Below are 18,069 nucleotides of genomic sequence, written 5' to 3'. Positions count from 1 at the left end.
CGCCTTCAGCGCACGATCTGGCCGATCTCGTGCATGAGCTGCGCGTAGAGCGCGTGGCGTTCGGGCGCAACGCGTCCGTCCTCGACCGCTTCGAGAACCGCGCAGCCCGGCTCGTGCAGATGATGGCAGTTGTAGAAGCGGCAGTGCGCGAGGAGCGGCCGGAATTCCGGGAGCGCGCGCTCGAGCGTGCCTTCAGTGAGGTGATAGAGGCCGAATTCCTGAAAACCGGGCGAATCGATCAGCGCGCCGCGTGCAGTTTGATCACCCGGTCCGTCACCCGGCAGTCGGTAAAGCCGCGTGAACGTCGTCGTGTGGCGGCCGCTGTTGAGCGCCGTCGAGATCTCGCGTGTGGCTGCTTCCGCATCGGGGATCAGCAGGTTTACGAGCGTCGATTTTCCCATGCCCGACTGGCCGAGCAGGATCGTCGCGTGTCCGCGCAGATGCTCGGAAAGCGCTGCGCGCGCCGCTTCCGGCTGGCCTTTCACGGATACCTCGATGACCGTATAGCCGAGCGCCCGATAGCGTTCGAGCCGTGCGCGGGCGAGCGGCAGCGCCGCCTCCACGTCGATCTTGTTGAGCACGATCAGCGGCTTGAGGTCGTTGGCCTCGGCGGCGATGAGTGCGCGGCCGAGCAGGTCCTCGCTGAAGTGCGGCTCGGTGGCGAGCACGATCAGCAACTGATCGAGGTTCGCGGCGAAGAGCTTCGACTTGTACTGGTCGGAGCGATAGAGCAGGTTGCGCCGCTCGCCGATCGCAACGATCACGCCCTGATCGGCCGACGTCGATTGATACTCGACGCGGTCGCCCACCGCTACCTCGCTCTTCTTGCCGCGCGGAAAGCACTGGAACGGTGCGCCGCCGTCATCGGGTGCGACGAGATAGTGGCGGCCGTGCGCCGCGATTACGACGCCGTGCAACGTGTTCCCGGCTCCGCCTTTTGCGCTGGATGCAGCGGCCTTCGGTGCGCGCCGGTTCATGCGTGCGCGAGCAGCCGGTCGATCCGCTGCGATGCGGGCGGGTGCGAGTAGTAGAACGCGGTGTAGAGGGGATCGGGCGTCAGTGTCGACGCGTTGTCCTCGTAAAGCTTCACGAGTGCATTGACGAGGTGCTGGGCATCGGTCTGCGTTGCGGCGAATGCGTCGGCTTCGAATTCGTGCTTGCGCGAGCTGAGGCTGCCGAGCGGCGTCACGAAGAACAGGAACACCGGCACGGCGAGGAAGAACAGCACGAGCGCGAGCCCTTCGTTGCCGCCGAGCAGCGACGGCCGCACGCCGAGGCCCTCGAAGAACCAGACGCGCTGCGAGAGCCAGCCGAGCAGCGCGAGCAGAGCGAGGCTGATAGCAAACGTCACGACCATGCGCTTGATGACGTGGCGGCGCTTGAAATGGCCGAGTTCGTGCGCGAGCACGGCCTCGATCTCGCTGCCGGAAAGGCGCTCGATCAGCGTGTCGAAGAACACGATCCGCTTGGCAGCGCCGAAGCCCGTGAAATAGGCGTTGCCGTGCGCCGAGCGGCGGCTGCCGTCCATCACGAAGAGGCCTTTGGCGGCAAAGCCGCAGCGTTGCATGAGCGCTTCGATGCGCGAACGCAGCGCCTCATCCTTGAGCGGCTCGAACTTGTTGAAGAGCGGCGCGATGAACGTGGGGTAGAGCACGAGCACGAGCATCTGGAACCCGACCCAGACCGCCCACGTCCAGAGCCACCAGAGGCTGCCGGCCTGCCTCATGAGCCACAGCACGACGAAGAGGAGCGGAATGCCGAAGACGGCGCCGATGAGAAGGCCCTTGAGACGATCCACGACGAAGATGCGCCGCGTCATGCGGTTGAAGCCGAAGCGCTCTTCGATCACGAACTGGCGATAGTAGTCGAGCGGCAGCTCCACAGCGCCGCTGACGGCCAGCACCGCCGCGATGAGCGCCATCTGACCGACGTAGTCGCGCCCGAGCCAGTCGGAGAGGCCGAGATCGAGTTCTTGCACGCCGCCGAGCAGCGTCAGCCCGATCAGCACGACGGCCGAGAGCACGATCTCAATCATGCCGAGCCGGGTGCGCGCGACGGTGTAGTCGGCGGCGCGCTGGTGGGCGGCGAGCGGGATGGTGGCCGCAAATTGGGCCGGCACCGCGCCGCGGTGCGCACAGACGAAGCGAATCTGTCGCGAGGCGAGCCAGAGTTTGGTTGCGACCATCGCGAGCACGGCGATGACGAAGAGGGCGCTGAAGGCCAACGCGGGGGGCAAATTGGGCATCCGTGGGGTCCGTTTTATCTATGCGACAATTATATGTTCTTGCCGGCTGGGCCACGCATTGCCGCGTTGCCATCCAGCGGCCGCGTCCACATTGCTCCGGGTTACCTCTCATGAATGACATCGCATCCGCCACGACGGCCGGTCAGGCACCGCTCATCGAACGCACCGATATGAACCTGATCTGGCTCGACATGGAGATGACGGGACTCGACCCCGACAACGACCGGATCATCGAAATCGCCGTGGTGGTGACGAATTCGACGCTCGACAAGGTGGTGGAAGGCCCCGTGCTGGCGATTCATCAGACGCAAGCCGAGCTCGACCGCATGGACGAGTGGAACCGTAACACACACGGCCGCTCGGGCCTGATCGAGCGCGTGCGTGCATCGACGGTGACCGAGGAGAGCGCCACGGAGCAGATCATTGCGTTCCTGTCGCAATACGTACCGCCGGGCAAGTCGCCGATGTGCGGCAATTCGATCTGCCAGGACCGCCGCTTCATGGCGCGCTGGATGCCGACGCTCGAGCGCTTTTTCCACTATCGCAATCTCGACGTCAGCACGCTCAAGGAACTGTGCCGCCGCTGGCAGCCGGCGATCTACAAGGGCTTCCAGAAGCGCGCGATGCACACGGCGCTCGCGGACATCCACGAGTCGATCGACGAACTCAAGTACTACCGCGAGCATTTCCTCGTGCCGGCTGCGGCGGCGGACGTGTCCGCCACCGGGCCGGCCGTCGGCACGGAGAAGTAAGGCCGCCGCGCCTGGCGTGTCCGGGCAGCGGGATTTACGCGCGCGGCGGACGCTGCGCGCTCTTCGGCCGGAATGCCGTGACGATGGCCGGATCGGTTTCGATATACGGGCCACCGATCAGATCGATGCAGTACGGCACGGCCGCGAAGATGCCCGGCACTTTTATCGCACCCGCCTCGTCCCGCAGGCCCTCCAGCGTTTCCTTGATCGACTTCGGCTGGCCGGGCAGGTTGACGATCAGCGCCGCGTGATCCGCCGTTTCGCGGATCACCGCCACCTGGCGCGAGAGGATCGCGGTCGGCACGAAGTTCAGGCTGATCTGGCGCATCTGCTCGCCGAATCCCGGCATTTCCTTTGTCGCCACCGCGAGCGTCGCCTCGGGCGTCACATCGCGGCGCGCAGGGCCGGTGCCGCCCGTCGTCAGCACGAGGTCGCAACCGAGGCCGTCCACGAGCGCCGTGAGTGTCGCGGAGATGGTCGCCGCGTCGTCGTGGATCAGGCGCGTTTCCGCGCGCCACGGCGACTTGAGCACTGTGCCGAGCCAGTCGGTCAGCGCCGGAATGCCCTTGTCCTCGTAGACGCCCGCCGTCGCGCGGTCGCTGACCGACACGAGGCCGATCAGCAGTTCGTCGGGGTGGCTGCGCTCAAGTCTGGTCATCGTCGATGTCCTCGTTCGCGTTGCCGGCTTCTTCGGCGCCTTCCTGCGCGCTGCCGCTCGCGGTCTTGATCCACTGAAACAGTTCGCGGAAGTATTTCGGCGGACGGCCTTGCTGCTGTTCGCGGCGCACATTGCGGATCAGCGTGCGGCCTTCCTGCGGGTCCGCTGCGGGATGCTGGCGAATGAATTCGGTGAGCGCGGCGTCGTCGGCGAGCAGCTTGTCGCGCGTGCGCTCGATCCAGTGCAGGCGCGCCGTGGCGGCCTTGTTCACGCCGCGATGCTCGTCGAGCGTGGTACGCAGCGCGGCGGCTTCGGCCTCGGTGAGGCCGCGCATCATGCGGCCCACGTACTGGAGCTGGCGGCGCTTGCCTTCGTGGTCGGTGATACGGCGGGCCTCGTGGACGGCGTCAGAGAGGTCTTCCGTCATCGGCATGCGCTTCAGGGCGTCTTTCGGCAGATCGACGAGCGCCTCGCCGAGTTCCTGAAGGGCCACCATCTCACGCTTGAGCTGCGATTTGCTCGGGCGGTCGTATCCGTTGTCGTCCTCTTGGTCGACAACCTCGTTCATCGGTTGAATGCGGGTTTTGCGTTTCATGGGCGTTATTGTAGCGTGCCGGGGCGTGCGGCCCGGACTGGCGAGTCGCGGGCGCAAGCGCGCACTTGGGCCCGGCGCGAGTCATCGCCGTGGACGGCGCGGCGGCTGTGCAGGGCGTGCGCGATGCTGGCGCGGCATCGGCACCGCATGGCCGCCCAGCCCGGCTCGACGCCGCGCGGTGTTTTCCCCGGCACCCGAGACCGGTGAGGCACCGGATACCTTGATATGATCGCGGGATGCGCCAAGGCGCCGAATCATCCGACACACGACACCAGCGGGCCCGCGTCACTTGTGGGCCCAGAACCGGACCGTAACGACAATGGCAGCAGACATCGAAGCCCGGCAACGCGTTTTCCCGCATACCCAGGACGAACTGAAGGAGATCGCGTCGGACATCCTCCGACACGCGAAGGCGCTCGGCGCAAGCGACGCGGCGACCGAAATCTCCGAAGGCGACGGATTGTCCGTGTCCGTGCGGCGCGGCGAAGTCGAAACCATCGAGCACAACCGCGACAAGATGGTCGGCGTGACCGTCTATATCGGCAACAAGCGCGGCAATGCGAGCACCTCGGACTTTTCGCGCGAGGCGCTCAAGGACACGGTTGCGGCCGCGTACAACATCGCGCGCTTCACCGCCGACGACGACTGCGCGGGCCTCGCCGAGCACGATTTGCTCGAAATGTCGCCGCGCGACCTCGATCTCTATCACCCGTGGAATCTCTCGGCGGACGAAGCCGTCGAGATCGCGCGACGCGCCGAGGACGCCGCGTTCGCTACCGATCCGCGTGTGAAGAACTCGGAAGGCGCGAGTGTATCCGCGCAGCACTCGCAGTTCGTGCTCGGCACGACGGGCGGCTTCCTGCACGGTTATCCGTATTCGCGCCACTACGTTTCGTGCGCGCCGATCGCGGGCGAGGGCCGCAACATGCAGCGCGACGACTGGTACACGTCGCGCCGCAGTGCTGCCGAGCTGGCGTCGCCCGAAGCGGTGGGCCGCTACGCCGCCGAGCGCGCGCTTTCGCGCCTGAACGCACGCAGTCTCGACACGCGCAAGGTGCCGGTGCTGTTCGAGGCGCCGCTCGCGGCGGGCCTGCTCGGCGCGTTCGTGCAGGCGACGAGCGGCGGCGCGCTGTATCGCAAGACGTCGTTCCTCGTCGATAGCCTCGGCAAGCCGGTGTTCGCGCCGCATATCCAGATCGTCGAGGACCCGCACGTGCCGCGCGCGGCCGGCAGCGCGCCGTTCGACGAAGAGGGCGTGCGCACGCATCGCCGGGAGGTCGTGAAGGATGGCGTCGTGCAGGGCTATTTCCTGTCGTCGTATTCGGCGCGCAAGCTCGGCATGCAAACCACCGGCAATGCGGGCGGCTCGCACAACCTGCAATTGAAGAGTTCGCTCACGCAATCCGGCGACGATTTCGAGGAAATGCTGAGGAAGCTCGGCACGGGCCTCTTGCTGACTGAACTTATGGGGCAGGGCGTGAACTTCGTGACGGGCGACTATTCGCGCGGCGCGTCAGGCTTCTGGGTCGAGAACGGGAAGATCCAGTATCCGGTGGAAGAGATCACCGTGGCTTCGACGCTGCAGGAGATGTTTCACCACATCGTCGCCGTGGGTGCCGATACGCTCGCGCGCGGTACCCGGCAGACGGGCTCAGTGCTGATCGAACGGATGACGGTGGCAGGGCAGTAACGCTCGTTTCGGTCCTCGCGAATGCAAACGGCACGCCAATGGCGTGCCGTTTTTGCTTTGGCGCGTGAAGTGCGTGGCGTACGTTAAATCCGTCTCAGTCGTCGCGTCGCTCGTAAGTCACGAACGCGAAGTCGAAGTCGTTGGGTGCGTTGGCGTGCAGCGTCTCGCGTGACGTTTCGCGCCACTGCGCAGGATCTGGCGCGGGGAAGGTCGCGTCGCCTTCGAAGTCTGCGGCGATTTCGGTGATGACGAGCTTGTGCGCAAGCGCGAGGCCCTGCTCGTAAAGCTGCGCGCCGCCGATCAGAAACGCCTCGGGTGCGTCGTCCTGTGCCGCGATCGCAAGCGCCTCTTCGAGGCTCGTCGCGGTGTCGCAGCCGGGAAAGCGCTTCGAGCCGTCGCGTGTCACGACGATGTTGCGGCGCCCGGGCAGCGCGCGTCCGATCGATTCGTGCGTCTTGCGGCCCATCACGATCGGCGCACCCATCGTGGTCCGTTTGAAGAAGGCGAGGTCTTCGGGCAGCCGCCAGGGCAGTTCGTTGTCGCGGCCGATTACGCCGTTGCTGGCGCGCGCGACGATCAGCGTGAGCGTCGTCATCGAGTGAGTCGAATGGGAGGGAACATCCGTGCGATTCTACCCGACGCCGCCGAAGCGGCCGACCGTCGGCTTTGCCGCCTCACCTCATTCGTGGTGTCCCGGACGGTGTTCCGGCTGGTTTTCTGCCTCGCCTGCGAAGATCGTCTTTTCGTCGCGCAGTCCGTGCGTGCCCATCAGTCGATACAGTGTCACGCGCGAGATGCCGAGGTCCGCGGCCGCTTCGTTCAGGCGGTGGCGGTGGCGCAGGAGCGCGGCCTCGATCGCGCGCTTCTCCGCCGCCTCGCGCGCCTGCGCGAGCGTCACGGTCTCTCGCGCGGTGAACTGCGCGAGGTCGAGGTCAGCGGCCGAGAGCAGCTTGCTCTCGGCCATCACGATCGCGCGCCGCACGCGGTTGATCAGCTCGCGCACATTGCCCGGCCAGATGTAGTTGTACATTGCCTCGATCGCGTCGGGCGTAAACCCGCGGATCTTGCGCGCGCTATCCATCTGGAACTTGTGCAGCACGTGATGCGCGAGGATCTCGATGTCCTTGCCGCGTTCGCGCAGCGGCGGTTCATCGACGCGCAGCACGCACAGACGGTGAAAGAGGTCCGCGCGGAAGCTGCCGTCGCGCATCGCCGCTTCGAGATCGACGTGCGTCGCGGAGATGATGCGCACGTCGACCGGAATCTGCTCGTGAGCGCCGAGGCGCTCGATCTTGCCTTCCTGCAGGAAGCGCAGCAGGCTTGCCTGGCTCTCGACCGGCATGTCGCCGATTTCGTCGAGGAACAGCGTGCCGCCATTGGCCGCCTCCACGCGCCCGATCTTGCGCTGGTTCGCACCCGTGAACGCGCCGCGTTCGTAGCCGAATAGTTCGGATTGCAGAAGATGGTGCGGAATCGCGCCGCAATTGATCGGCACGAACGGTGCCTTGCGTCGCGCCGAGCGTTCGTGGATCGCGAGCGCCGTGAGTTCCTTGCCGGTGCCCGATTCGCCCGAGATGAACACGGTGGCGTCGGTGTTCGCCACCTTGCGGATCGTGCGGAAAAGCTGTTGCATGGCCGCACAGGTGCCTACCATTTCGTCTTCGTCGTGGCTCGCCGCGGCGGCGGCCGCGCTTTCGTCGACCTCGCACAGCGACACCATGCCGAATGCGTGGCTCACGAGGTAGTCGAGCGTCGCGTTCGCGACCGGCAGATGCACGTAGTCGAAGCAGAAATGGCGGATCATCCTGCGCACTTCCGAGCAGGCGAGCCGCGCGGAATCGGTCAGCGCGATCCAGCCCACCTGCTGCAGCCGCAGTACCGCTTCGAGCCCGGCATAATCGCTCGGCGCAAAGCCAGTCAGATCGACGAGGCCCGCGCACGCGGACGAGGGTTTCACGAGCCGCGACGCCTCGTGGACGGTGCGTGCCGTCGCCAGTTCCCAGCCGCGGTTCTTCAGGTAGGCGGACAGGTCCGGGTCAGGCGTGCGGGCAAGGTAGAGCAGCGTACGTGCGAGGCCCACCGCGATCCGCGCGACGGACTCGTCTGTCTCGCGCGGCGAGCTCACGGCATCTGGCGGATCGAATGGCGGTGGGACGGCAAGCCGTTGACCGGCGCCAGCGAGAGGCGTCACGGTGGCGCCGAAGTGAGAGGATTCGCGCACGATCGTTCTCGCATTTATCAGAAGGTGTAGGGGAACCGCACGCCGACGACGAAGTTCGGCGCGTCGGGTGTGAGGCCGACGGCAACCGCGCCGTTGATCGTCAGGTGCTTGTTGACGACGTGATTCAGGCCGAAGTTGAGCGTCGACGCGGTGGTCTCGCTGCCCGGCACGCCGACCCAGCCGCCGCCTGGCGACTTGGTCTGCGACTGCGGCGCGATCGCCATCGTGTATGAAATGCTCGCGGAATCCTTATCGGAGAACGCAAGCGCGACGCCGCCGCCGAACTGGTAAATGTCTCCGAGCTTCACGTCGGCCGGCTCGATTTGCCCGACCACCGACGAAATGTCGGCGAACGAGCGCGCAACGTTGTACGTGTACGAGAAACTGCCGAATAGCACGACCGGATCGTAGGTCTTCAACACGGACACGCCGGCCGTGATGTTCCAGAAACCGGTACCGGTGGGTAATTTGCTGGGCGCGACGAGGTTCGTGTTATCGGGGGCGAGTTGCACGAGCTTGATGCCGAACGGCGAACTGCCGGTTGGCGTTTTCACGCGCAGACTGCCGACCACGTCGGGTATGTCGTTGGTTTCCTTCAGGAACTGGTAGTACATGCCGAAGCTCACGTCGCCGATGTCGTGCGAACTGACCGAGGCATCGGAGAGTGTGCCGGCCGCCCCGCCTGCGCCGCCGATAATGAAGGTGCTGTGGCGGTAGATGTACGGCACGTCGACGTCGACGCTGATCCGGTCGGTGAGGCCGTAACGCGTGTCGAGGTCGGCCTGGACCTGGTGCGACTTCGTCTGGCCCAGATTGATGTTGCCGAGGAAAATCGCGTCCAGCGCGAGGAAGCCCGAGAGCTGCAACTGGCGCCGGTCGTAGTACGTGTCGCTGATGCCCCAATCCAGCGTGAGCCTGCGGTCGAAGAGCGGCGCATGCTCTCGTTGCACGACGGCCTGCTCGGCTTCGGTGCGCTGCGGCTGCGCCTGCTTCTGCGTTTCGCCGACTTCGGGATTCACGCCAACCGGCGCGCCCTGTTGCGGGCCGCTCGAAGCCGAGCTGCCGGTTGCGCCGGTCGTCGGCCCGGAATCGGGCGAGGGCGGATTGACCGGCACGCCCGTTGCGGTGCCCGTGAGCGAGCCTGGCGCTGCCGCGCCAGGCAGCACCTGCGCGAGCGGCGGCAGGGGCACCGGCAGGCCGTCGTCGCCGGGCTGCTCGGCAACCGCCGTCTCCGACGCCGCGTTGGGCGCACCCGAGCCTGGCGTGCCGCGGCCGCGCTGGGCCATCTCCAGGTTCGTGACCTGGCGTTCGAGCGACTGGATCTGCTTCTGCTGCTCGTCGACCACTCGCATGAGCATGTTCAAGCGGTCTTCGACCGACTGATTCTTGAGTTCCTGAGCGCCGGCCGATTGTGCGAGCGCGAACAGCATGGCCGCTGCGGGTATGGCCGCGAGCCTCATACGCGGCACCCCAGTCCTGGACATTGTGTTCATTCTTGTACCCCCGGGTTTGCACATGGGCGCATAGCCTGTCGTTCCGGTATCCGCGCCCGCATGCCGCGATGTTCCTCGTTCCTCCTGTACGGCTCGCGGGGCTCGTGCCCGCGTCGCTCCTCCTCGTCAGTGGCCGTTGCGCAGCGCCTGAAGGACACCGGTCTGCCGGATCATGGCGGCGCTCATCTGCTGTGTGCGCAGGCTCAGGGCCAACTGATTGGCCACCTGCTGGTTGTTGCCGGCGATCTGGAGCAACTGGGCGATCGCGCCGGTCTGTTGTGCGTTGCCCGGCACGATGCTCTGGGTCGCGATGCCGGAGGGTGTCTGTACCGACACGTTGATGCTGTTATTGGCGAACGTGATGCCCGCCTGAACGCTGCCATTCGCGTTTGCGGCGAACGCGGATGGCTGGCTGGTCGCGCCCTGGATGCCCGGGAGTTGCGGGGCGCTGTTGCTGTAGGTGATAGTCGCGGCGTTCGTGCCGACATTGCCGTTGCCCGCGACCTGCGTGATCTGCGACACCCCGTTGACCGCCACTTGCTGGCCGCCCGTGACTCGCGCGGCAGGGTTGGCGCCGCTGTTGCTCGTGGTGGTGACTTTGCTGTTTGCGCTGGCGCCACTGTTGTTCGCGACGGTCCCGCCGGTGTTTGCGCTGGTATTCGTGTTTGTGCCATTGGTTCCACTGGTTCCATTGGTGCCATTGGTCCCATCGGCTCCATTGGCTCCATTGGCTCCATTGGCGCCGGTGCCGCTCGTCTGCAGGCTGGCGCCTCTATCGTTCGTGTTGGTGTTCTGGGTGGTCTCCGTCACGCGTGCATAGGTCTCGACCTGGGCGGTGATCTGGTTGGCGAGGTTCTGCGCAACCGAGATCGCGCCCTGGGCGATCGCCGTAGCGCCATTGGGCAAATCCCACTTGGAAAGCACGCTTAAAACGAACCCGGAAATCATGCTGCTGCCGGCGTACTTGCCGGTCTGGCTGGAGAGCACGTCGTCGTCGACGGGCTCGCACTTGATGGTCTCTTTTGCGGCGCTGCCGGTGTTCAGGAAGGTCGGCAACGTCGAGGCTTCGATGCTGCCGGCGGCTGAAGCGTCGCCCGCATGGCTGCAGGCGAGCGCGAGGAGCGCTCCCGTGACGCCACAGTATGAGAGGCTGCGTTTCATGGCTCGATCAGGACATCAGAACATGACGGCCCGCTCGAGGCCGTAGTCGACGAAGGGAGTTGCCGCGGTGCCGGTTGCCAGTGCATTGGCGCGCAGCTTGAGCGCGAGCGACTCGTTGTTTTGCAGCAGAGGAGAATCCTCCCTGAATGGCTTGCCGAGCACGGCGAAGACGAGGCCGTTCCACGACTTCGCGAAATCGTCTTCGGCGACGATACGGTTGCCGAGTGCCGGATCCGCGATGAAGATCCGGCCTTCGTCGGCATGCTTGACGATGACGAAGTGCTCGTAGCCCTCGATGTTCATGAGAACGAGCACGGGAATCTGCAGGTGATGGAGCGCATCGATGTTGACGCGGAAACCGCGTCCGCGCAGGCCGATCGTTTCGACGAACTTCTTCATGTCGAGCATCGAGAAGCCGTTCTTCTGGACCACCTCCGGCGTCGAGAACGCCATCATCCGGCGGATCAGTTCCACTTCCGGAATGTCGATGTCGTAGCCGTACTTGAGCAGCGTCGCGAGCGCGGCCGCGCCGCAGCTGTAGTCGAACTGCTGGGTGACTACGCTGCGGTAGCGGAGGTCTTTCATCGAGCGAATCGGCAACTTGACTGGCACGCCGATCAGATTCGTCGCGTCGATGCTCGACTGCGCCTGGGCCGGCGCGTAAAACGCACAGGCAGCAAGCGCCGTTGCGCAAACCTTCCGCACCGGGAACCGAACGAGCCCGGACATGATGGTCTCCTTGGCGGCCGGCTTGCACGGGTTCCATAGCGGGTGTCGACTGGAGTTGCGGCTTCATCCCGCGTCGACCGGGGTCAGGACGTTAGCCCTCACTCCGGTCCATCCAGTACCCACTTTGCCCAGGCAGGTCTGCCGAAACCGTACCGGCTGCTGCAACGGCAGCCGGCACGGGTGCTTCGCTCAATCGACTACTTCGGGCTACTTCGATACGGTCACCGCGGCGATCGCGAGGCCGTTGTGCTGCACGTTCCCCGCGCCACCCGCGATGTTCACGCCGATATTGCCGCTTGCGCCGGCGAGCGCGTTCGCAGCCATCGAGGCGGTACCGCTGAACTTCCCGGAGAAGTCCATGCCGGCCGACTGGGTGCTTTCGTCGGTGGCGACCATGGCAGCGCTACTCGGGGCCGACTTCTCGGTGCTGCTCGATACGGCGAGGCTGTTGTTCTGCGCATTGCCCACACCTGCCGCGACGTTCACGCCGACGTTGCCGCTTGCATTGGCGAGCGCGTTGCTGCCGACGGACGCGTTGATGTTGAAGTTCTTGATCTTCGCGTTGCCCGAGGTCGACTGGTTGTTGAAGATCTGGGCGTTGCCGAACACGTTGCCTGCATCGATCATGGCGAGCGACGCATCGTTGCTCTGCGCATTGTCGACACCTTCCGTGATGTTGATGCCGACATTACCCGAAATGCCCGTTGTCGGCGCCGAGGTGGTACCGCCGATGTTCGCGTCGAGCGAGCCGGTCGGAACGCCGTTGTAGTGCGTCGTGACTGCACCGACGGTCGTTTCGTTGGTCGTGTTGTCATGCGACTTCACGTTCCAGTTGGCCTGGAAGGTGTGCGAGTCAATCGACCCGCCGACCGAATACCCGCTCGACTGCTCGCCGAACGCCTGGTAGCCCGAGCCCTCGTTCTTCGAGAAGCCCCATGCCACGCCCTGGCCCGAACCTTCCGAGGCCTCGAAGTTGCCGCCGATGCCCGACCCCTTCGCCCAGCTGGACGCGTTGTAGCCGGCTGAGAAGCCGCCCTGGACATGGGCTGAACCTCCGCCGAAATACTTGTTGCCGTAGTTGTTGTAGCTATACGAGCCGCCGGCATGGCCACCGGCTGAGATATGACCGCCCTGGCTCTGGTTCACGTCGTAGAAATAACCGCCGACAGCCGCGTGTTGCTGGCTATATTCGTAGCCACCGCCGGCGACGCTCGACTTCTGGTTCGCGTAGGCATAGCCCGACGATTCCTGGAAGCCCTGTGCGCCGCCCGACGCGTGGAAGCTCGTCGTCGTGACCGAACCGGACGCGGTTCCGCCGGCGTCGACTGAATGCTTTGTATCGTAGGTGTAGGTGGTCGTGTGGCCGGTCAGGTACGCACCGGTCGGATCGTTCGGTCTCAGCGTAACGCCGTCGAGGTTGACGGTCTGCGAATTGTTGACGACCGCGCCGGTGGTGTTCGACACGTTAACGCAGCCAAACAGCAGGACACCGCCCCAGATGCCGACGTTTTCGTTGACGACGGTCGAGTTGAAGATGAACGGGTCTTTCAACGCATGGGCGAAGACGCTGCCCGACGAGACCGCGAGAACTGCGGCAGCAATTAGAGTGCGCTTCATGATGTCGCTCCGATACTGATTGTCAGTTAGAAAAGAGTGCCCGCCGGGGGACGGAGCACAAAACTGTTCGCCGTAGCATTACCGGCTCCGACGGTCTGGTTCACCTGCACGAGACCCGTAGCATTCCTGAATGCCGCACTGCCGATACTGGCTTCACGAATGCCTCTTGCCTCGGGCGTTCGACCCGGACCCCCGTTCGTCGCAGCCGCCGCAGACAAGTCCCCATCTGAGACGGTTTCAACACCCACTACAGCAGTGCCGATGCGGGCACTGTTGCTCTGGGTATTCCCGATGCCCGCAGCCTGGTTGACCATGACTGCGCCCGACGCGTTGGCAAAGGCGCCCTCGCCGATGCTCGCGCTTGCCGCGCTTGCGTTAGTGAGGCGCGCCCGCGCGCCGGCGTTCTGCTCGCTGCTGGTGCCGTTGACCATGCCGGAGCCGCCGCTCGTGACCGTCAACTGGTTGGCCTGTGCGTTGTTGAGGCCCGCCGCTTCGTTGACGGCGACTACGCCGACCGTGCCGTTTGCCACGCCGGCCCCGATGTCCGCAATCGCGCCGGTGACGGCCTGTGCCTGCGCCGTGCCCGCGCAGACGATGAGCGCGGCGGTGGCGAGCACCGCCTGCTGCGGCCAGCAAGAGACAAGCGGGTGCGCGGTCATTTCGCGGCTCCGAGCGCCGCCGAGAGCGGCGCCAGCGCGCCGGCCATGGTGGACGAGATCATGCCGCCGATGCCTCCACCCTGGCCGCTTGCGCCCAACGCGACGTTGGAGCCGGTGTCTCGTCCAGTAAGGATGGACGAGAGCGCCTGCATGCCTGCCGCGTTGGCGCCGGTCGGGCCGCCGGGCGCGACACCCGCGGAACCGTGCGCGTTGGTGAGTTCGGTGTCGGAGACGACGGCCGCCATCGTCGGATCGAAGGTGTTGGCCGGGAAAGTCGTCGCGCGAACCACGACGGGGTCCTGGCTCTTTGGGACGCTGGCGAAGGCGCTGCGCGGGGTGATGTCACGTTCGACGATGATGTCGCCCGGATTCACGACCTGTTGCGCCGTCGTTACGGCCGAAATCCCTGCTGCAAGGCATCCGCAAACGATTGCGGCAACCCTCGCTGAACGCCGGCTGTGGGCCGGCGCCGTGTTGCATGCCGTCATGTCAGTCCCCTGCGAGTCCGGCGTGGACGGCTCACGTCACGCCGGACGCCGCGCCGCGCGAGCGGCCCGGTTCACTTTCTCGTATAACTGGCGATGTTTCCTTGTGCAGCCTGCGAGCTGTCGACCGGAATCGGCAGCGGGGCGGGCGGGGCAATCTCATCCCACAGCGTCACGCTGTTGCCGCCGTGCATCAGCTGCGGCGTGGCGGCGACCATCAACATGCCGACTGCGCCACCGCGCTGGCGCGACAACGTCTGATCGTCCAGTGCGCGAGCACCGACCAGCACGCTGTCGTCGCCGGGCGGCGTCGGGTCGGCGGCCACCGGGCCGTTGTCCGCGTCGGCGCTGTCCGTTTGCCCGGAGCGTGCTTCGAGCGTCGCGGGAACGATGGCCGGGGCGACGATGGCGTCGCGCGTTGCAGGAATGACATCGGCGTTCATGGTGGCGGGCGTCGCGGCGACCGGCGCATCGACTGCCGCTTCCAGCGACTGCGCGTGAACCGTGCTCGCAAGCCCGAGCAGCGCGGCGGCCGCGAGGGCCACAGTGCCGCCGAATGCATGGCGCCTGACGATGAAGGGATTGAATCGCATGGCGTATCTCCTCGTGCTGGAGATTTAGCGAAACATGTGCCATGCGCCGCAATCCATTGATGCACCTGATGCGTGCCTTTCCCGTCGGTTTTTGAATGGCCGATTTTGTCTAAAATGTTTCAGTGCTGAAACGCGTAACTAATTAAAGGACTATGCGCATTGCGCACAGGTAACCATTCGTTAAGCGGAGTCTTAATCAGAATGTAATCGGCGAGTGAAACATTCGATTAATTTCGCTTCTGACAAAGTGCGGTAATATTCGCCTTGAAAACCTTTTCATATCGCCCTGTTAGGGCGGGGTGCATGTAAAAACCATCCCGGAATTCCACATATAGAGTAAGCTTCAGGAAGCGCTCTAAAGAAGATAAGTAAAAAGTGCCCGTATGGGCCTGTGACACCCACGCCGAGATTCGGGGATTCATCGTCAGCAAAAGCATGTTCGTTCGCTTCTATTTCAGAGGCGAATTGGCGCTTTATGTTGGGTGTCTGGACATTCAGGTGCGTGCCGGCATTTTTAACGATCTAGTGGCGAGAGGATCTGAATAATGGAACCCGCAACACGGCAACTGATATACGTGACGCGCAGCCCGAGTGATGAGCTGAACGAGCGGTTCCACGAGCGTGGCTGGCAAGTGGAAGTCGTCAGCAATGCACGCGACGCGCGCAGGGTGCTGCGCGCGGGCCTTCCAGCGGGTGGACTTCTTGACGTCTCCAGTCATTTCCACCTGCAGGAGCTCGGCGCGTTCGAGCCATGCCTCACGTTGCCTAACATCGGCTGGGTGGCCGCGACGACCACGGGACAGCTTCAGGACGCAACGCTGCGCCGCCTGGTACGCGATTACTGTTTCGATTACGTAACGGTCCCATGGAGCGGCGATCGCATTGTCGATTCGGTCGGCCATGCGTATGGCATGGTTTCGCTCGGCGAACCGGCCTCGAACGACACGACCGGCGGCACGGAAGGCGAGATGGTCGGCTCGTGCGAGGCGATGCTCGCGCTCTTCCGCTCGATCCGCAAGGTCGCCATGACCGACGCCCCGGTGTTCATCTCGGGCGAGTCGGGCACCGGCAAGGAACTCACGGCCGTCGCCATCCACGAGCGCTCGTCGCGGCGCAATGCGCCGTTCGTACCGATCAACTGTGGCGCGATTCCGCCGCACCTTTTGCAGTCGGAGCTGTTCGGCTATGAGCGCGGCGCCTTCACGGGCGCGAGCCAGCGCAAGATCGGACGCGTCGAGTCGGCCAACGGCGGCACGCTCTTTCTCGACGAAATCGGCGACCTGCCGATGGAAAGCCAGGCGAGCCTGCTGCGCTTCCTCCAGGAAGGCAAGATCGAGCGGCTCGGCGGCCATCAGTCGATGCCCGTGGACGTGCGCATCATCTCTGCGACGCACGTCGACATGCGCGCCGCGATGCTCGAAGGGCGTTTTCGCCAGGATCTGTATCACCGCCTGTGCGTGCTGCAGATCGACGAGCCGCCGCTGCGCGCGCGCGGCAAGGACATCGAGCTGCTCGCGCGGCACATGCTCGAACGTTTCCGCAAGGACGGTTGCCGGCGCTTGCGCGGCTTCTCGCCCGACGCGATCGCTGCGCTTCACAACTACAGCTGGCCGGGCAACGTGCGCGAGCTCATCAACCGCGTGCGGCGCGCGATCGTGATGTCGGAAGGGCGCGCGATCACGGCGAGCGATCTCGAACTCGGCGACTACGTCGAGGTGATGCCGGTGTCGCTCGCGCAGGCGCGCGAAGCCGCCGAGCGCCAGGCGATCGAACTCGCGCTCCTGCGCCATCGCGGGCGCCTCGGCGACGCGGCGCACGAACTGGGGATCTCGCGTGTGACGCTTTACCGGTTGCTGTGCGCGCACGGTATGCGTCACATGGAAAGCGAACACCTCGCTCCGCATCCGGGGGGGCTGGCCTCGGGGGCGTAAATTCGAGGCACGTCCGCGCCTCGATGTGCGCCCCGGCGGGCCGGCAGGCCCGCGGGCGCGTTGTATGTCTCCTGTTCGCGTTTCCCGCACGCGACGCTTCGGGCGCTACCCTCGTGCCCGGTGGGTTTTCCCGGCTCCGCCGCCGCGCTTGTTAAAATCCCGGTTTCTCGATCCGAACCGGGTGCCGCGCGCGCCCGCCGAAGGGGCCCCGCATGAAACAGTACCTCGAGCTGGTCCGCTCGATTCTCGACACCGGCACCTGGCAGGAAAACCGCACGGGCATCCGCACGATCAGCCAGCCCGGCGCGATGCTGCGCTTCGATCTCCAGCAGGGATTTCCCGCCGTGACCACGAAGAAACTGGCGTTCAAGTCGGCGGTCGGCGAACTGATCGGCTTTCTGCGCGCGTCGCGCAGCGCGGCCGATTTCCGGGCACTCGGCTGCAAGGTCTGGGACGCCAACGCGAACGAGAACGCGCAATGGCTCGCGAATCCGTATCGCGAGGGGACCGACGACCTCGGCGACGTCTACGGTGTGCAGTGGCGCCGCTGGCCGGCGTACAAGGTGCTCGACGCCGATGCGGCGGCGCGTCTGGCGGACGCCGAGTCGCGCGGCTATGCGCGTGTGGCGCAGTTCGTCGAAGATGGTCGCCCGAAGGTGCTGCTCTACAAGACGGTCGACCAGTTGCGCCAGTGTCTCGACACCATCATGAACAACCCTGCCGATCGCCGCATTCTGTTTCATGGCTGGAATCCCGCGGTGCTCGAGGAAATCGCGCTGCCCGCTTGCCATCTGCTGTATCAGTTCCTGCCGAATCCGGCGAAGCGGGAGATCTCGCTGTGCCTGTATATCCGCAGTAACGACGTTGGGCTCGGCACGCCGTTCAACCTGACCGAAGGCGCCGTGCTGCTGCATCTGGTCGGCCGGTTGACGGGCTACACGCCGCGCTGGTTTACGTACTTCATCGGCGACGCCCACATCTACGAAAACCAGCTCGACATGCTCAATGAACAGTTGCGCCGGGAGCCGTTTGAGAGCCCGCAGCTGGCGATCTCGGAGCGCGTGCCCGAATACGCGAAGACCGGGGTCTACGAGCCGGAATGGCTGGAAAAAGTCGAACCCGGTGATTTTTCGCTTGTCGGCTACCGACACCATGAACCGTTGACCGCACCGATGGCGGTCTGATCCGGCGTTGCCCGGCTTAAGCTAAAAAGCCCGCGGACCTATGGTCCGCGGGCTTT

General features: G+C 65.1%; 17 protein-coding genes. 4 read left to right on the top strand and 13 right to left on the bottom strand.

Annotation, left to right across the window (positions count from 1 at the left end; translation table 11 throughout):
* Positions 1-5: 5 nt before the first annotated feature.
* Positions 6-977: a ribosome small subunit-dependent GTPase A gene (gene rsgA / locus D1Y85_RS00630; RefSeq protein ID WP_124149098.1), complete on the bottom strand. Its 972-nt coding sequence runs from the start codon at positions 975-977 to the stop codon at positions 6-8.
* Positions 974-2,245, bottom strand: coding sequence for a M48 family metallopeptidase (locus tag D1Y85_RS00625; protein ID WP_124149097.1), 1,272 nt, complete (start codon positions 2,243-2,245; stop codon positions 974-976). Before D1Y85_RS00625 ends, rsgA begins: the two co-directional genes overlap by 4 nt.
* Positions 2,246-2,355: 110 nt before the next feature.
* Here D1Y85_RS00625 and orn point away from each other — a divergent pair, with 110 nt between their 5' ends.
* Positions 2,356-2,997 carry an oligoribonuclease gene (gene orn / locus D1Y85_RS00620; protein ID WP_124149096.1) on the top strand — a complete coding sequence of 214 codons (642 nt, stop codon included), beginning with the start codon at positions 2,356-2,358 and terminating at the stop codon, positions 2,995-2,997.
* 34 nt (positions 2,998-3,031) lie between these two features.
* Here the strand turns inward: orn and mog are convergent, their stop codons facing one another.
* Positions 3,032-3,655 (bottom strand): molybdopterin adenylyltransferase, encoded by a 624-nt coding sequence (gene mog, locus D1Y85_RS00615; RefSeq protein WP_124149095.1) that lies wholly within the window; start codon positions 3,653-3,655, stop codon positions 3,032-3,034.
* Positions 3,642-4,250: a ribosome biogenesis factor YjgA gene (yjgA, locus tag D1Y85_RS00610; protein WP_281278255.1), complete on the bottom strand. Its 609-nt coding sequence runs from the start codon at positions 4,248-4,250 to the stop codon at positions 3,642-3,644. The genes mog and yjgA overlap by 14 nt, the downstream gene beginning before the upstream one ends.
* 319 nt (positions 4,251-4,569) lie before the next feature.
* Here yjgA and pmbA point away from each other — a divergent pair, with 319 nt between their 5' ends.
* On the top strand, positions 4,570-5,940 hold the full coding sequence (gene pmbA, locus D1Y85_RS00605; protein WP_124149094.1) for a metalloprotease PmbA: 1,371 nt from the start codon (positions 4,570-4,572) through the stop codon (positions 5,938-5,940).
* Between the two features lie 94 nt (positions 5,941-6,034).
* On the opposite strand, the gene D1Y85_RS00600 is transcribed toward pmbA, so the two are convergent.
* The 9 genes from D1Y85_RS00600 to D1Y85_RS27380 all read right to left on the bottom strand — a co-directional run bounded on the left by D1Y85_RS00600 (position 6,035) and on the right by D1Y85_RS27380 (position 14,898).
* Positions 6,035-6,535: a dihydrofolate reductase gene (locus D1Y85_RS00600; protein WP_124149093.1), complete on the bottom strand. Its 501-nt coding sequence runs from the start codon at positions 6,533-6,535 to the stop codon at positions 6,035-6,037.
* A gap of 84 nt (positions 6,536-6,619) precedes the next feature.
* Positions 6,620-8,161, bottom strand: coding sequence for a sigma-54-dependent transcriptional regulator (locus D1Y85_RS00595; protein ID WP_124149092.1), 1,542 nt, complete (start codon positions 8,159-8,161; stop codon positions 6,620-6,622).
* Between the two features lie 17 nt (positions 8,162-8,178).
* Entirely contained in the window at positions 8,179-9,645 is a 1,467-nt protein-coding gene (locus tag D1Y85_RS00590) for a hypothetical protein (RefSeq protein ID WP_425466863.1), read from the bottom strand.
* Between the two features lie 135 nt (positions 9,646-9,780).
* Positions 9,781-10,710 (bottom strand): peptidase C39, encoded by a 930-nt coding sequence (locus D1Y85_RS26905; RefSeq protein WP_221410254.1) that lies wholly within the window; start codon positions 10,708-10,710, stop codon positions 9,781-9,783.
* A 120-nt stretch (positions 10,711-10,830) separates the two neighbouring features.
* Positions 10,831-11,544 carry a C39 family peptidase gene (locus D1Y85_RS00570; RefSeq protein ID WP_124149088.1) on the bottom strand — a complete coding sequence of 238 codons (714 nt, stop codon included), beginning with the start codon at positions 11,542-11,544 and terminating at the stop codon, positions 10,831-10,833.
* 207 nt (positions 11,545-11,751) lie between these two features.
* Positions 11,752-13,161 (bottom strand): serine-rich family protein, encoded by a 1,410-nt coding sequence (locus D1Y85_RS00565; RefSeq protein WP_124149087.1) that lies wholly within the window; start codon positions 13,159-13,161, stop codon positions 11,752-11,754.
* A gap of 26 nt (positions 13,162-13,187) precedes the next feature.
* A complete protein-coding gene (locus D1Y85_RS00560) occupies positions 13,188-13,820 on the bottom strand; it encodes a hypothetical protein (RefSeq protein WP_246024722.1) in 633 nt (210 codons plus the stop codon).
* On the bottom strand, positions 13,817-14,194 hold the full coding sequence (locus D1Y85_RS00555) for a hypothetical protein (RefSeq protein ID WP_342773439.1): 378 nt from the start codon (positions 14,192-14,194) through the stop codon (positions 13,817-13,819). The genes D1Y85_RS00560 and D1Y85_RS00555 overlap by 4 nt, the downstream gene beginning before the upstream one ends.
* 185 nt (positions 14,195-14,379) lie before the next feature.
* Positions 14,380-14,898: a hypothetical protein gene (locus tag D1Y85_RS27380; RefSeq protein WP_246024721.1), complete on the bottom strand. Its 519-nt coding sequence runs from the start codon at positions 14,896-14,898 to the stop codon at positions 14,380-14,382.
* Between the two features lie 545 nt (positions 14,899-15,443).
* Here D1Y85_RS27380 and D1Y85_RS00545 point away from each other — a divergent pair.
* Together D1Y85_RS00545 and D1Y85_RS00540 are read left to right on the top strand one after the other, a co-directional pair.
* Positions 15,444-16,829: a sigma-54 dependent transcriptional regulator gene (locus D1Y85_RS00545; RefSeq protein WP_124149085.1), complete on the top strand. Its 1,386-nt coding sequence runs from the start codon at positions 15,444-15,446 to the stop codon at positions 16,827-16,829.
* Between the two features lie 212 nt (positions 16,830-17,041).
* On the top strand, positions 17,042-18,013 hold the full coding sequence (locus D1Y85_RS00540; RefSeq protein ID WP_124149084.1) for a thymidylate synthase: 972 nt from the start codon (positions 17,042-17,044) through the stop codon (positions 18,011-18,013).
* Positions 18,014-18,069 lie beyond the last annotated feature (56 nt).

It is taken from the genome of Paraburkholderia dinghuensis (assembly GCF_003837865.1).
GTDB classification, from domain to species: Bacteria; Pseudomonadota; Gammaproteobacteria; order Burkholderiales; family Burkholderiaceae; genus Paraburkholderia; species Paraburkholderia dinghuensis.
Note: the sequence above shows the minus strand (reverse complement) of the source record. Positions and strands in the feature narration are given on the sequence as shown.